Genomic DNA, 16,575 nt, shown 5'->3' with positions numbered 1-16,575 from the left:
GCTGATAGAAACAGAAGCCACTGGAGCACCTCAAAAACACCATCATACACTAAATCAGTAAGTTGGCAGCATCACCTTGACGATGAATCAAGCAAGACCGATCGTTATATAAGCGATATTTAACAATATTTAAAAACAGGGCGCTCGCCGTCATAACGGAATAATGAAAATAGAACCGTAATACCAAAGTGGTATCATTTAATATATAGTTAACAAGTTTATTACAAAAAACGCCTACCGGGGACGATAAGCGTTTGGCGGGAAAATGGGGAGGGGTGAGAATTAATGCAGCACGGTTACCGCATCTTCCAGTCGACCGGCACGATGTTTTACCATTGCTGAAATCTGCGCGCTCTCTTCAACCAGTTCGGCATTTTTCTGCGTAATATTGCTCAACTCATTTACGGCACGGGTCAGGCTGGAAAGTCCATCTGACTGCTCCAGCGTTGAATGGCTGATTTGAGCAATCAACTGCGTCACGTTCTGGACCTGCGCCACAATATCATCCATTGTCCGCCCTGCGGCATGAACCTGATCGGAGCCGGACTGCACCTTGTCGGCGCTGGCATCAATCAGTTTACGGATGTCATTTGCTGCGCTTGCACTACGACTGGCAAGATGGCGCACCTCTCCGGCCACTACCGCAAATCCTTTTCCTTGTTCGCCAGCCCTGGCCGCTTCAACCGCCGCATTCAGCGCCAGAATATTTGTCTGGAAGGCGATATCGTTAATTAGGGTCGTGATAGTGCCGATCCGTTGGGTGCTGTTGGCAATATCGTCCATTGTTTTAATGACCGTATCCATCGCCTCACCGCCCTGTGTCGCCGCGCTGCTGGCGGCAATAGACAGCTTGTCAGCCGCCGCTGCCGTCGCAGAGTTTTGCTTCACCGATGCCGCCATCTGATTCATGGTGGTGACCGTTTCCTGCACATTCTCTACCGTCTGCTGCGTATGCTTGTTTAAATCATCACTGCCTTTCGCCAGCGTTTCACTGTCGTTACGCACACAGCTGACCTGGCTCGACACGTCATGAATAAGCCAGCGGCACATTAACCCTAACTGCCCCACCGCCCGTAGCATCAGACCCAGTTCATCGCTACGGTTAAGATGGGTCACGCTGTTGCGCTCGCCAGTCGCTACTTTCAGTGCCTGCTGAGCAACATTCTCGATTGGACGCACAATCTGCCATTCGAAAATAACCGTCGCCAGCATCATCACCAGTGCGCTCACCAACAGTTGCGGCCATTCAGCCCCCATCTGCTGTAGCGCAGTTGCCAGGATGACAAACATGAAAGCCATGACACTGCGCACCCGCCAGCGAACCGGAAGCGACGGGAGTTTACCCAACCAGCCTTTACGTACCACCAGCCCCTTATGGACGCGCCGATGACAGCGGCCTTCATTGAGTGCTTTATATAAAGGTTCGACCGCCGCAATTTCCGCTTCCGTCGCCCGGGTACGGATCGACATATACCCGGTTACGCGCCCTTCCCGCACCATCGGCACCGCATTGGCCCTCACCCAGTAGTGATCGCCATTCTTCCGCCGGTTTTTCACAATACCGCTCCACGGTTCCCCCTGTTTCAGGGTGTACCACATATCCGCAAACGCCGCTTTCGGCATGTCCGGGTGACGAACCAGGTTGTGCGGCTGAGCAAGCAATTCATTCAGCTGATAGCCGCTGACCTGGACAAAGGTATCGTTCGCATGGGTGATATAGCTTTGTAAATCGGTGGTCGACATGAGGGTGATATCATCATCCAGCGGTGTATTTTGCTGACTAACGTAGGGATGAGAAGACATGGTTGCGTCCTGTGCAGGTTATCTGGTTGTTAACTCTTTCGGCTTATGTTATTTCGGCGCTAATCTTTTTAACTTTAGTTGTTAAATTTGATTTAGATCGCAATTTGCGATTAAACCTCAAAATTTGTATGTTTTCTAATTCATTGATTTAAAATACTTTCATTACGTAACTATTCAACACACCTTCACTCTGCGCACCGCAATAGTGCAATTTTCGCCCACTTTTAGAGCAATAACGCGTTTTTCCCGTCGGTTTTACGCACGTAAACCTGGGCAAAATGCCAGCAAATGTTAATGTTTGAGATTAAATGTTGCACAAGCAAGATCTTCCCTGGTGTTTATCCCGATTTTCGTTAAGCGCATCGGGATGGCGCAATCCCTGCAATACTTAATTCAGTATCATGTGATACGCGAGCTCCGGGAGCATATTTTGAACAGGTTACCTTCCAGCGCATCGGCTCTGGCCTGCAGCGCACACGCACTGAATCTCATCGAGAAGCGAACGCTTGATCATGAGGAAATGAAAGCACTAAACCGAGAGGTGATTGATTACTTCAAAGAGCATGTCAATCCGGGGTTCTTAGAGTATAGAAAATCTGTAACTGCCGGCGGGGATTACGGAGCCGTAGAGTGGCAAGCGGGAAGCCTGAATACGCTTGTCGACACCCAGGGACAGGAGTTTGTCGATTGCCTGGGAGGTTTTGGAATTTTCAACGTGGGGCACCGTAATCCAGTAGTGGTCTCCGCCGTACAGAATCAACTCGCGAAACAACCTCTGCACAGCCAGGAATTACTTGACCCATTACGGGCCATGCTGGCAAAAACGCTTGCTGCACTGGCTCCCGGAAAGCTGAAATACAGTTTCTTCAGTAACAGCGGGACCGAGTCGGTCGAAGCGGCGCTAAAACTGGCGAAAGCGCATCAATCGCCGCGCGGTAAATTCACATTTATTGCCACCAGCGGAGCCTTCCACGGTAAATCGCTGGGGTCGCTATCCGCCACCGCTAAATCAACCTTCCGCAAACCGTTTATGCCGCTGCTGCCGGGCTTCCGCCATGTTCCTTTTGGCGATATTGATGCCATGCGCACCGTCCTGAGCGAATGCAAAAAGACCGGCGACGATGTTGCCGCCGTGATTCTGGAGCCAATCCAGGGGGAAGGAGGCGTGATCCTGCCGCCGCAAGGGTATTTAACCGCGGTACGCAAACTTTGCGATGAGTTTGGCGCGCTGATGATCCTCGACGAAGTGCAAACCGGCATGGGGCGCACCGGCAAGATGTTCGCCTGCGAACATGAAAACGTGCAACCTGACATTCTGTGTCTGGCCAAGGCACTTGGGGGTGGCGTGATGCCAATTGGCGCGACCATTGCCACCGAAGAAGTGTTCTCCGTCCTGTTCGACAATCCTTTCCTGCATACCACCACATTCGGTGGCAACCCGCTCTCATGCGCGGCGGCGCTGGCGACCATTAACGTCCTGCTGGAGCAAAATTTACCCGCTCAGGCAGAGCAGAAAGGCGATATGTTGCTGGATGGTTTCCGTCATCTGGCGCGTGAATATCCGGATCTGGTACACGACGTTCGCGGTAAAGGCATGCTGATGGCGATTGAGTTTGTCGATAATGAGATTGGCTACAGCTTTGCCAGTGAAATGTTCCGTCAGCGAGTGCTGGTCGCCGGAACGCTGAATAACGCGAAGACGATCCGTATCGAACCGCCGTTAACGTTAACGATTGAGCAATGCGAACTGGTATTGCGATCAACCCGCAAAGCCCTGGCCGCATTACGGGTGAGCGTGGAGCAGGTGTAACAACCTTACCCGGCCTATAAAAGACACCCTTTTGTAGGCCGGGTAAGGCGTAGCCGCCATCCGGCAATTAGCCTAACTTAAACAATCCGTACCCCCGCCGGCATGACGCGTTCAGGCGTCAACAGCACGCTTTCACTGCCATCATCAGTTTCGGCGCACAGCAACATGCATTCAGAGGTTTCACCGCGCATTTTGGCCTTTTGCAGGTTACACAGCACCACTACCGTTTTCCCCATTAGCTCCTCTTCGCGATAATACGGCACCAGACTGGTTACCGTTTGCAGCGTTCTATCGCCGACATCAACCTGCACGATATAGAGCTTATCGGCATTCTCGTGGCGCTTCACTTGCGCTACTTTTCCAACACGTATTTCCATCCGGGCAAAATCGGCAAAGGCTACGGTATCCATATCTCTCTCCTTAGTAAATTTTTACTAAAAAATAGTCGATTTTTAGTGGAAGATAAAGCGCGAAGAATTTACTAAAAACAGATGCATCTCATGGGGCTTCATTTACAATAAACAGCCCATGCGGTCGAATGGTGGAATGAAAGGCAAATATGGCAACACTTAAAGATATAGCTGCGGAAGCAGGCGTTTCTCTGGCAACGGTTTCCCGCGTTCTGAATGACGATCCAAACCTGAATGTGAAAGAGGAAACCCGGCATCGTATTCTGGAGATTGCAGAAAAGCTGGAGTACAGGAGCAGTTCTTCCCACAAAATGCAGGTGAATGTTGCCAGTCAGCACCACATCCTCGCACTTTACAGTTACCAGCAGAAGCTGGAGATCAACGATCCCTACTATCTGTCTATCCGCCACGGTATTGAAACGCAGTGTGAAAAGCTGGGTATTGAGCTCACCAACTGCTATGAACATCATGTGCCACCCAGTATCAAAAAGCTGACGGGTGTCCTTGTGGTTGGGAAGTCCAGCGATGCAATACGCCAGACCGCCACAGCGCTAACGGACAATATCTGTTTTATTGATTATCAACCGCCGGGCGGCGGTTACGATTTCGTTGATACCGATCTGGTGCGCATTAGCCAGGAGATCATCGACTTTTTCATCAAACAGGGGGCGACACGCATCGGTTTTATTGGTGGTCAGGACGTGCCAGGAGAAGCGGATATCCGCGAAGTTGCCTTTGTGAAATACGGGCAGCAGAAAGGTGTCGTTTCAGAAATGGATATCTACCGGGGCGGTTTCTCCAGCGCATCTGGCTATGAGCTAGCCAAAAAAATGCTGGAAAAACAAGATTATCCGTCAGCCTTGTTTGTTGCTTCAGACTCCATCGCTATCGGCGTATTACGGGCCATTCATGAAAATGGGGTCCGGATTCCGGAGCAAATTTCGCTCATCAGCGTCAATGATATCCCTACCGCGCGTTTTACCTTTCCCCCACTCTCCACCGTGCGTATCCACTCTGAGATGATGGGCATTCAGGGTGTTAACCTGCTGATTGAAAAAGCGCGCGATGGCCGCGTGTTGCCGCTTCAGGTCTATGTCCCCAGCCAGCTGAAACTGCGCGGTACAACCCGCTAGCGTTCGCTTTGCCCGATAGTGTCGTCGGGCAAATCCTCCCTTCCTCACAGCCCGTCAATTTTCTCTATTTCGTGATCGAGTTAAAGTAAATCGAATTCCTCTATTTTATTTAGTAAAAAGTTTACTAAAATAATTACCTATGATGTCGTTGAGCACAGGCTGTTAACGGTCGATTCATGCGTAAGGAAAGAAAATGAGGATTATCGATAATGTAGAACAGTTGCAACAACATACGCATACGAAAAATCACTGGCAGCGTTGCGCAGAGGTGATAGGAAAGCTCGATAGCCTCTCTCCCGGTGTGGTTTACTCGCAGGGAGAGACACTGAACTACGACGTCAGAATCGACAGCACAACGGATGCCCTGTTTATCGGCCATCGCCGTTGCATTGAAGTGCATTACTTTTTACAGGGCACACAAAAAATCGAATACGCGCCGAAAACCCAGCTACAGGAAATTGACTGCTACCGGACAGACACCGACCGTGAATACCTGAAAGGTTTGGGGCAAACCGTACAGGTCAACGCTGGACAAGTATTCATCTGTGATACTGACGAGGCATATCGATTCATTACCCACGCTATCGTGAAAAAATTGGTTATTAAAATCATCACGGAAGAGAACACCAGGCTGGTATAAACAGATTATTACGCCAGTGCATGGCAAACGCATTTATTTATATTTCATCTGAATTACATAAATAAATCACATAACTAATTCATATCATTGATAGTTTTAAATTACAAATGCCATAAATAATATCTGGAGATGTATTATGAGCGTCGTTGTCTCTGACAAGCAACAGATTATTTCTTTATATACAGAACACGATCATGTTCCTGCTGTATTGGAAGACCATCGTATCAATGGAATTAACAAAGAGCTGCCACGACCATACCTGTTCCCCTTTACCAGCCAGTATCTGGCAATCAAGAATATTCCCGCCGAGGCCAGTAATTTTCTGTCTCTGAATGGGATCTGGAAATTTAACTGCGCGAGCAACCCACGGTCCAGACCTAAAACGTTTTATGAAGAAGATTATGATGTTTCGACCTGGGATACCATTCAGGTTCCAGGCAATTGGGAAGCACAAGGGTTTGATAAAGCGATTTATATTGACGAGCGTTTTCCATTCACCACCAACTGGCCAGAGATACCGCGCGACTATAACCCGGTGGGGTCTTACCGCCGTACATTTTACCTCGACCAACGCTGGTCTGGACGTGAAATTTTCCTGCAACTGGCCGGAGCCAGAACCGCATCGTTTATCTGGATTAACGGCCAGCGCGTAGGCTATACCCAGAATGCGAAGAACCCAGCTGAATTTAATATCACTCCCTATATTCGGGAAGGTGAAAACACGATTTCGCTGCAAATTTATCGTTGGTCTAACGCCAGTTATGTAGAAAAACAAGACATGCTGGATATGTCTGGCCTTGAACGGGAAGTTTTTATCTATTCGACAGCGAAAACACGTATTTATGATGTGTATTGCAAGCCAGAATTGAACGATGATTTTACCCAGGGAATATTAAGCGTTAGCGTGAGCCTAACTCACTACGATAGCCATCCAGATAATCTGTCACTGAATATCAAACTGCTGGACGACGCAAATAATCTGTCTGTATTAATAGAGTACAATCAACCATTTACGCGTAGCGGAACAACACAACAGTTTAGCTTTAGCGATCGCCTGCAGAACCCTCGTTTGTGGAGCGCAGAAACACCTAACCTCTATACATTATTACTGACACTCACCGATCAGCACGGTGAAACCATCGAAGCGACCAGCCATAAAATAGGTTTTCGCAAAGTACAAATCATCAACAGCCAGCTTACGGTAAACGGTAAAGCGATCAAAATAAAAGGGGTAAACCGCCACGAGCTGCACCCGACGCTAGGGCATGTGCCTACGGAAGAAAACATGCTGACCGATATTCGGCTTATGAAAGAGCACAATATCAATGCGGTACGCACCAGCCATTTCCCCTGCCATTCACGCTGGTATCAGCTATGTGATGAATATGGCATCTATATTGTTGATGAAGCGAATATCGAATCGCACCCGTTGGCGCTAAAGCCAGAAACGCAAATTGGCGATACCGAATCCTGGATACCCGCACACTTAGATCGCGTACAGGCTATGGTTGAACGCGACAAAAACCATGCCTGCGTTATCGTTTGGTCGATGGGCAATGAGGCCGGAACCGGACGTGTCTTTGAAACGCTATATCAATGGATAAAAGAGAAGGACGATAGCCGCCCAGTCCAGTACGAACCTGCCGGTGAAGCACACTATAGCGACATTGTGTGCCCGATGTACCCGACCCTTGAACGCCTGGAACAGTTTGCCCGGCAAGGTAACGATCGCCCGATGATTATGATTGAGTATGCCCATGCCATGGGTAATTCCGTCGGTATTCTGCGCGATTACTGGAACATAATCGACAGCCACGACAATCTGCAGGGGGGCTTTATTTGGGAGTGGATGGATCACGCGCTGGCATTAACCAACGAGCGTGGCCAAAAATATTGGGGATACGGTAAAGATTATCACCCGGATAAACCCAGTGACGGCAATTTTTTGAACGATGGTCTGGTCGCCGCTGACCGGGTTCCGCATCCTCATATGGCGGAAGTGAAAAAGGTCTATCAGCCTGTCTATTTCCATGCAATAAATCCGGCATCAGGCCTGTTTGAAATAGAAAACCGATACGATTTTATCGACCTGCGCCACCTCGATATTCAGTACAGCCTCTCTGAAGACGGGCAGCAAATCGCCAACGGCAGTCTGGGTTCCCTTTCCCTTGCCCCTGGCCTGCGCCATTCAGTTAATGTTCCCGTAGCAAACCTGGCGCTTCAGGAGAATAAAGAGTACCTGGTGACACTCAGTGCCGTCACTAAAAACGAAACACCGCTTATTGGCAGTGGCTATGAAATTGCCTGGGAGCAGTTCAGCATCACGCCTCCCGCTACGTTTCATATCTCCCCTGAAGCCTATTCTCTTGCTCTCTCGGTACAAGAAACGTCTTCTGCTATTGAGATCACAGGATCTTATTTCTCTCTTGCGTTTGATCGCCTCAGTGGCCGTATGGATCGCTTTACCGTTAGCGGAAAAGATCTTCTCCTTACCGGTATCGAACCTAATTTCTGGCGTGGGCTCACGGATAACGATCTGGGCGCCAGACTTTTCGATAAGTCTGCAGTCTGGAAAGATGCCGCTAAGCAGCGCGTATTATCCGACCTCAACGTATCGCAGACCGCCAGCCACGAAGCGATCGTGACCAGTGAATTCTCGCTCCCCACCGTGGACTGCAAATATGTGCTGACCTACACCATCTATTCGACCGGTGAGATGCGTGTCAGCGTTGATTTTATACCGGGCACTCGTGAGCTTCCTCTTTTACTGCGTATGGGTACTCAGCTGACATTGCCCAGCGAATTTAACTATATCCAGTGGTTTGGCCGTGGTCCGGTGGAAACCTATGCGGACAGAAAGGGCGCCAAAGCGGGTATCTACGGCGGAACGACCTGGGCGCAATTTCATGCTTACCCGCGACCACAGGAAAGCGGCAATAAAACGGATGTTCGCTGGGTGCGTATTGTCAATCACGACGGGCTTGGTCTGGAGGCCATTGCCGACTCGCAATTATTAAATACCAGTGCCTGGCCTTTCGCCGCCAGTGAGCTCGATTTTGTCGCGGACAATAACGGCAGTAGCGCATCCGGGTTAACACCATTATCACGCAAACATGGCGTTGATGTTCAGCCAGGAGATATCACCACATGGAACATCGATTTAGCGCAGATGGGCACAGGTGGTCAAAATTCATGGGGTTCTTTGCCACCCAAGGATTATCAACTACCGGCCCAACCTTACCATTATGCATTTTATTTACGCCCGGTACGTCGCAATACGTAAGGTGATTTTTATTTCTCCCCTTTTCGAATGTCCGCTACCGGGCATTCGAAATGCGCTTCTAAATAGAACTATATTGATACACAAGTAAAGGGAAATGGTATGTCTGAAAAATCCGATGCAAGATATCAGATGTCATTAATAACATTCCTGTTTTTCTCCATTGCCGGAGGGGGATTTGTTCTTAAAGGCGTTGTAAGCCAATACACTGACTGGGGGTATAACTCCTGGTTATTATATGCTTTCGCTTCATTATTTTATGCAATTCCTTACACCTTCATGATCATTGAGCTTTCATCGATTAAAAAGCTACGTGAATCTGAGAGTGGATATCAGACATGGTTGAACCTGATTTTAGGTCGGAAACTGGGGTTTATTGCCGGTTTTTTCTATTTCTACGTTAACATTTTTTATTTCGTTGACCTGTTACCTAACATCATTACCTATTTTATCTACACCTGTACCAGCGATGTTGCCTTTGTTACCACATTAACCAATCAAACCTGGTTTAAGCCGGTGATCAGCATCACTTCAATCGCGCTGTTCTGGCTGGCAACATGGGTATCGATGAAGGGGCCAAAATGGCTATCGCGTGCGCTGTCGTTCTCTGGATACGCCGGATTTGCACTGACGATGTTGTTCATCATTGCGGCAACCTGGAAGCTATCGTCCGGTACGGTCACATTTAACGGAACGCCGATTGCGCCAGAGTATTTACAGCACATTGATTTATCCTGGTCAAAAATAGCCTCAATGTCATGGGCCTTGCAATCGTTAGGTGGGCTGGAAGCATTAGCGGCATACAAACGTAACATTCGGGGTGGCGATCGTAATTTCAGAACTGGGTTAATTCTTAACGTATTTATCTTCTCAGGTATTATTGTTATTTCGTCTATCCTGATGAATTTTATTTTACCTGCAGATCAGGCCGCCAATCTTGGCTTGTTATCCGCTATTTACGTGGCCTTCCAACAGTTAGGCTTCCCCGACTGGTGGACCAACGTCATTGCCTTGTTCCTGATGATCACCACCCTGTGCGGCTCGCTGATGTTATGGACCGCCGCACCGGTTAAAATGCTGTTTGTTGATGCGCCCAAAGGTATCTTTGGCCATAAACTCTCTGAGGTAAACAGTGAGGGTACGCCAGTCAATGCCCTGAAGATGCAGGGTGTCGTGGTCACAATTATCATTATCCTGTTTATGCTGGGTCAGTTTAACTCTGAAATGAACACCATCCTCGTAGCCGTTAAAAATCTTGATGGCGGGGCGGCAACAATTCCTGTGCTGTTTATGGTTGCAGGCTATATCAAGCTACGTATGAAGCCCAACCACCATGACTACGTCCGGGATTTCCACTTCCTGGGAAAAGGGCGTTTTTGGGCACTGTTATCCGTTGCACCAATAGTTATTATTTTTACTGCCTCTACGGTTGCGGCATTAATTCCAGGACCAGAAGACTGGAGTGCAAACTTTATTGGCGCATTAATTCAGGTCATTCTTGGACCGGTTAGTATTATTGCCGTGTGCTATTATTGCAGTATTATGTATAACCGCTGGAGGATCAAAAACCCTCACGACAACTCACTCTTTAATAAAGTTTAACTTTATTTCCCGTTATAGATTTATTGTTTAAAGCCCGCCTCGCCGTCAATAACACGACAGCGCGGCGGGCTTATGAATGATATAACGGCATGAGCAATATAAAAATATAATAATCTCTTCTGATGGAATAGAAAAATGACATTTAATCTTAATGCCTCCAGGGTACTGATCGCCCTTTCCTTTTGTTGTTACTTGCCTCTGGTTGTCGCAGCAGAAAGCATTTCGGCCGAACATGACGACACCAAAACGCCAGAAATCACGAATACCGAACCTTCATATCGTTTTTATGGCGAGATGGGGGTGGGAGGTTATACGGCGCTGGAGGGGGATTATAAAGGAAAATACGAAGACGGCACTTATATTGAAGGTGGCGTGGAAGGTCAATATGGCCACTGGTTCGGGCTTATATACGGTGAAGGGTGGACAGTACAGGCAGACCACGATGGTAATGCCTGGGTGCCCGATCATGGCTGGGGTGGTTTTGAAGGAGGGATAAACCGCTTTTTGGGGGGTTATCGTACCGATGATAAAACCGAAATTATCCTGAGCCTGCATAACGACTCTTCCCTGGACGATCTGCAATATTGGGCAGATTTCACACCAGAGTTTGGTTATGAACTTCCCAATACCCGCGATATTGCCACAGCAGTCAAAGTACAAAACCTTAGCGGTGATTTCCGTTATAGCATCATCGCGACACCGGCGGGTCATACCGATGAAGATAAAGCGTGGCTGCATTTTGGTAAATACGATCGCTACTCCGATAAATATATCTACCCTGCAATGGCAAACGGCTATATCCAGTATGACTTTATGAAAGATGTCACCTGGATGGGCGGGACAGAAATTACCGATGGCACCGGCCAGCTTTTTGTCACCGCTATTCTGACGCCGAACTTCGGCGCACGTGTCTGGCACCATACCGGACGTGGCGAAGGGCTGGGTAATCCGGGAACGGAAACCGGCACAATGGTCAGCGCCATGTATGAGGCGTTTAAAGGCTTTTATCTCTCTACAGCCTACAGCTACGCGCAACACAACCTGGATAACGATCCCGACACAACCACATCCTATGCGCAATTCGGCATCTGGTACGAATATGGCGGCGGTAAATTCGCCACGGCTTTTGATAGCCGATTCAACCTGGGTAACAGTACTGACGATTCAGATAACAAAATATTCCTGATGCAGTATTACTACTGGGGTCATTAATTTCTCTGTTTATTTCGCTAAATGTGAAAAGGAGCTTCATCATTATGAAAAAAATATATTCGTTAACCCCGCTAACCTGCGCGTTACTATTTAGCATGTCAGCGCATGCAGCAACCGCCACCGATTTTAAAGATGTTATCGATCGCCACGGCGCACCTGAATATATGCGTGATACCAATAACGACAGCCATCAGCGCTTTAATCCTTTCTTCGATCTGGGTTCATGGCATGGGCACCTGCTGCCAGACGGCCCAAATACCATGGGGGGCTTCCCCGGCGTCGCTCTGCTAACTGAAGAGTACATTAATTTTATGGCGACTAACTTTGATCGCCTGACGGTGTACCAGAGCGGTAAAAAAGTGGCCTTCACGATGCAGGCGTACAGTATTCCGGGCGCACTGATACAAAAACTGACGGCCCCCGGCATCGAAATTAACCTGACCCTGCGTTTTGCGGATTCACACACCTCGCTGCTTGAAACCAGGATAACGAGTGATACTCCACTGGATCTGGTGTGGGATGGCGAGCTGCTGGAAAAAGTGGAGGCAAAAGACGGAAAGCCGACATCGACCAACACCGTCGATGAAGAGTATCCAGATTATCAACGCAAAATCGTCACCACCCGCGATGGCCTGAAAGTCACCTTCGGCAAAGTGCGTTCGACCTGGGATCTGCTTACCTCTGGCGAGTCAGAATATCAGGTGCATAAATCGCTGCCGATGAAGACGAAGATCAGCGGTCATCGCTTCACCAGCAAGGCGCATATCAAAGGTTCAACCACGTTCTATACCACTTATTCACATCTGCTGACTTCACTGGAAGTCAGTAAAGAACAGGTGCAAATCCGCGATATTCTGGCGCGCCCGACGTCTTACATGCTCGCTTCCCAACAGCGCTGGGAAGAGTACCTCAAAAAAGGGTTGAACAATCCGGATGCGACAGCCGAGCAAACTCGCGTCGCAGTAAAAGCGATTGAAACCTTAACCGGTAACTGGCGTGTCCCGGAAGGCGCAGTAAAACACAATACCGTAACGCCGTCGGTGACGGCCCGTTGGTTCTCCGGCAACCAGACCTATGCCTAGGATAGCTGGAAAATTGCCTCGGCAATGGTGCACTTCAACCCAGAGATTGCCAAAGACAGCATTCGTGCGCTCTTTGACTGGCAAATCCAGCTCAACGATCCGATACGCCCGCAAGATGCCGGGATGATCCTCGACTTAGTGACCTGGAACACGATCCCAGAGCGTGGTGGTGACGGCGGAAACTGGAACGAGCGCAACACCAAGCCCAGCCTGGCGGCATGGTCGGTGATGGAAGTCTACAACGTCACCAAAGATAAGGCCTGGCTCGAAGAGATGTACCCTAAACTGGTCGCGTACCACGACTGGTGGTTACGTAACCGCGATCACAATGGAAATGGTGTCCCTGAGTACGGCGCCACACGGGATAAGGCTCACAACACCGACAGCGGCGAAATGCTGTTCACTGTGAAACAGGGCGACAAGGAAGAGACCCTCTCCGGGTTGAGTCACTACGCAGCTGTCATCAGTAAGGGGCAGTATGACAGCCTGACGATCCCGGCACAGGAAGCCGCTGGCTGGGAATCCGGGCGTGATGATGCCGCCGTATTTGGTTTTATCGATAAAGATCAGCTGGATAAGTACATTGCCAACGGGGGTAAACGCAGTGACTGGACGGTCAATTTTGCTGAAAACCGGGATGAAAATGGCAATCTGGTCGGTTACTCATTGCTTCAGGAGTCTGTCGATCAGACCAGCTACATGTACAGTGATAACCATTATCTGGCAGAGATGGCAACGATCCTCGGTAAACCAGCAGACGCGAAGCACTATCAAACGTTAGCGAAGAAGCTGGCGGATTACATCAATACCTGCATGTTTGATTCAACCACACGGTTCTTCTACGACATCAGGATCGAAGACCAGCCGTTGGCAAACGGCTGCGCAGGAAAACCGATTGTTGAGCGTGGCAAAGGACCGGAAGGCTGGTCACCGCTGTTTAACGGTGCGGCCACACAATCCCACGCGGATGCGGTAGTTAGCGTGATGCTCGATCCGAAAGAGTTCAACACATATGTTCCACTTGGCACCGCAGCACTGACCAATCCGGCCTTCGGCGCGGACATATACTGGCGCGGGCGCGTGTGGGTGGATCAGTTCTGGTTCGGGCTAAAAGGGATGGAGCGTTATGGCTATCGCGATGAAGCGCTAAAACTGGCCGATACGTTCTTCCAGCATGCCAAAGGGCTGACGGCAGAAGGTCCCATTCAGGAAAACTATAACCCGCTGACCGGCGCACAGCAGGGCGCACCGAACTTCTCCTGGAGCGCTGCGCATCTTTACATGCTGTATAACGATTTTCTTAAAAAACAGTAATCAGTGGTATTTTGCCGGATGACGCTTCGCTTATCCGGCCGACAAAGCCACATTTTCACCGGCCGGATAAGGTGCTAGCACCGACATCCGGCAAATTCGTTCTCTGGCCTCGCTCCTTTTTTGAATCCCATCACAATCACGGCATTCCCCTTTTCCCTTTTGCGCGACGACGGCTAAATTAGTAACTCATCCGACCACATAACAATAATTTTACATACTGGACACCTTTATGAGCTATCCGTCGCTGTTCGCCCCGCTCGATTTGGGATTCACCACGCTTAAAAACCGCGTGCTGATGGGTTCAATGCATACCGGTCTGGAAGAGTATCCCGATGGTGCAGAACGGCTGGCTGCGTTCTACGCCGAACGCGCTCGTCACGGCGTAGCCCTGATTGTGACCGGAGGAATTGCGCCCGCGCTATCGGGCGTGGGGATGGAAGGCGGCGCGATGCTGAACGACACCAGCCAGCTGGCGCACCACCGTATCATTACCGATGCGGTTCACGACGAAGGCGGGAAAATCGCCCTGCAAATCCTGCACACCGGGCGTTATAGCTACCAGCCGCATCTGGTTGCGCCTTCAGCCATTCAGGCCCCTATTAACCGCTTTACGCCGCATGAACTGACGCACGATGAAGTGCTGCAACTGATTGAAGATTTCGCCCATTGTGCACAGCTGGCGCGGGAGGCAGGTTACGATGGCGTGGAAGTGATGGGCTCGGAAGGCTATCTGATCAACGAATTCCTGACCCTGCGCACCAACCAGCGTAATGATGACTGGGGTGGTGACTATGCCAACCGTATGCGTTTTGCCGTGGAAGTCGTGCGGGCGGTGCGCCAGCGTGCCGGCAGTGACTTTATTATTATCTTCCGCCTGTCGATGCTCGACCTGGTGGAGCAAGGCGGAACCTTTGACGAAACCGTCCAGTTAGCACAGGCGATAGAAGCCGCAGGTGCCACAATAATTAATACCGGTATTGGCTGGCATGAGGCGCGTATCCCCACCATCGCCACACCGGTCCCCCGGGGTGCGTTTAGCTGGGTAACACGCAAGCTGAAAGGTCATGTGACGATCCCACTGGTCACCACTAACCGTATTAACGATCCGACCGTTGCGGATGACATTCTGGCACGCGGCGATGCCGATATGGTATCGATGGCCCGGCCGTTCCTGGCCGACGCAGAGCTGCTGTCAAAAGCGCAAAGCGGACGATCCGATGAGATCAATACCTGTATCGGCTGCAACCAGGCTTGCCTGGATCAGATTTTCGTGGGGAAAGTTACCTCCTGTCTGGTGAATCCGCGCGCCTGTCATGAAACCAAAATGCCCATTGTTGCAGCCACTCACCTGAAGAATCTGGCGGTTGTCGGTGCGGGTCCTGCGGGTCTCGCTTTTGCTATTAACGCCGCCGCACGCGGGCATCACGTAACGCTGTTTGACGCGCATGGTGAGATTGGCGGGCAGTTTAATATCGCCAAGCAGATCCCCGGCAAAGAAGAATTCTATGAAACGCTGCGCTACTACCGTCGGATGATCGACGTGACTGGCGTGACCCTGAAGCTGAATCACTTTGTCAGCGCACACGATCTGCACACCTTCGACGAAGTGATCCTCGCCAGCGGGATCGAACCGCGCATGCCGCCGATCGACGGTATTGAACACCCTAAAGTGCTGAGCTATCTCGATGTCCTTCGTGATAAAACGCCGGTAGGGAAACGCGTGGCGATCGTTGGCTGCGGAGGGATCGGTTTCGATACCGCCATGTATCTGAGTCAGCCCGGCGATCCCACCAGCCAGAATATTGCCGAGTTCTGCGTGGAATGGGGTATCGACACCAGCCTGCAACAGCCTGGCGGCTTACGCCCGGAAGGTCCGCACTTATCCCGCAGCCCGCGCCAGATAGTGATGTTGCAGCGTAAAGCCAGCAAACCGGGGCAAGGTTTAGGTAAAACAACGGGATGGATCCACCGCACCACCCTGCTTTCACGCGGCGTAAAAATGATCCCGGCGGTGAGCTATCAGAAGATCGATGATGACGGGCTACACGTGATGATCAACGGCGCGCTACAGATCCTGAATGTGGATCACGTGGTGATTTGCGCCGGCCAGGAACCACGCCGGGAGCTGCTTGATCCGCTGCATGCTGCGGGTAAAACAGTACATCTGATCGGGGGATGTGATGTGGCGATGGAGCTGGATGCCCGACGCGCAATTGCACAAGGGACAAGGCTGGCGCTGGAAATTTAACGTCATGTCTTTCGTAGGCCGGATAAGGCGGCCACGCCACC

Annotated in this window: 9 protein-coding genes and 1 pseudogene; 8 read left to right on the top strand and 2 right to left on the bottom strand. The window is 50.2% G+C overall.

What is annotated here, in order from left to right:
- Positions 1–282 precede the first annotated feature (282 nt).
- Entirely contained in the window at positions 283–1,803 is a 1,521-nt protein-coding gene (locus RYZ59_RS21805) for a PAS domain-containing methyl-accepting chemotaxis protein (RefSeq protein WP_048213331.1), read from the bottom strand.
- A gap of 430 nt (positions 1,804–2,233) precedes the next feature.
- On the opposite strand from RYZ59_RS21805, the gene ygjG reads away from it, so the two are divergent.
- On the top strand, positions 2,234–3,613 hold the full coding sequence (gene ygjG, locus RYZ59_RS21800; RefSeq protein WP_318050681.1) for a putrescine aminotransferase: 1,380 nt from the start codon (positions 2,234–2,236) through the stop codon (positions 3,611–3,613).
- A 77-nt stretch (positions 3,614–3,690) separates the two neighbouring features.
- Here the strand turns inward: ygjG and RYZ59_RS21795 are convergent, their stop codons facing one another.
- Positions 3,691–4,023 (bottom strand): tRNA-binding protein, encoded by a 333-nt coding sequence (locus RYZ59_RS21795; protein ID WP_115642813.1) that lies wholly within the window; start codon positions 4,021–4,023, stop codon positions 3,691–3,693.
- A gap of 149 nt (positions 4,024–4,172) precedes the next feature.
- Here RYZ59_RS21795 and ebgR point away from each other — a divergent pair, with 149 nt between their 5' ends.
- The 7 genes and pseudogenes from ebgR (at position 4,173) to RYZ59_RS21760 (ending at position 16,534) form a co-directional block, all read left to right on the top strand.
- On the top strand, positions 4,173–5,156 hold the full coding sequence (gene ebgR / locus RYZ59_RS21790) for a transcriptional regulator EbgR (protein ID WP_318050678.1): 984 nt from the start codon (positions 4,173–4,175) through the stop codon (positions 5,154–5,156).
- Positions 5,157–5,349: 193 nt separating this feature from the next.
- Entirely contained in the window at positions 5,350–5,796 is a 447-nt protein-coding gene (locus RYZ59_RS21785; protein WP_202037695.1) for a beta-galactosidase subunit beta, read from the top strand.
- Between the two features lie 136 nt (positions 5,797–5,932).
- Positions 5,933–9,079: a glycoside hydrolase family 2 TIM barrel-domain containing protein gene (locus RYZ59_RS21780; protein WP_318050675.1), complete on the top strand. Its 3,147-nt coding sequence runs from the start codon at positions 5,933–5,935 to the stop codon at positions 9,077–9,079.
- A 99-nt stretch (positions 9,080–9,178) separates the two neighbouring features.
- Positions 9,179–10,678: an APC family permease gene (locus RYZ59_RS21775; RefSeq protein ID WP_318050673.1), complete on the top strand. Its 1,500-nt coding sequence runs from the start codon at positions 9,179–9,181 to the stop codon at positions 10,676–10,678.
- 135 nt (positions 10,679–10,813) lie between these two features.
- Complete coding sequence (gene ygjJ / locus RYZ59_RS21770; RefSeq protein ID WP_318050671.1) at positions 10,814–11,890, top strand: protein YgjJ; 1,077 nt, start codon at positions 10,814–10,816, stop codon at positions 11,888–11,890.
- A 44-nt stretch (positions 11,891–11,934) separates the two neighbouring features.
- A pseudogene (gene ygjK / locus RYZ59_RS21765) lies at positions 11,935–14,286 on the top strand (alpha-glucosidase).
- Between the two features lie 229 nt (positions 14,287–14,515).
- Entirely contained in the window at positions 14,516–16,534 is a 2,019-nt protein-coding gene (locus RYZ59_RS21760) for an NADPH-dependent 2,4-dienoyl-CoA reductase (protein ID WP_318050669.1), read from the top strand.
- Positions 16,535–16,575: the final 41 nt, after the last annotated feature.

Origin of the sequence: Citrobacter sp. HN-141 (assembly GCF_033341895.1) — a bacterium.
Classification (GTDB): domain Bacteria; phylum Pseudomonadota; class Gammaproteobacteria; order Enterobacterales; family Enterobacteriaceae; genus Citrobacter.
Note: the sequence above shows the minus strand (reverse complement) of the source record. Positions and strands in the feature narration are given on the sequence as shown.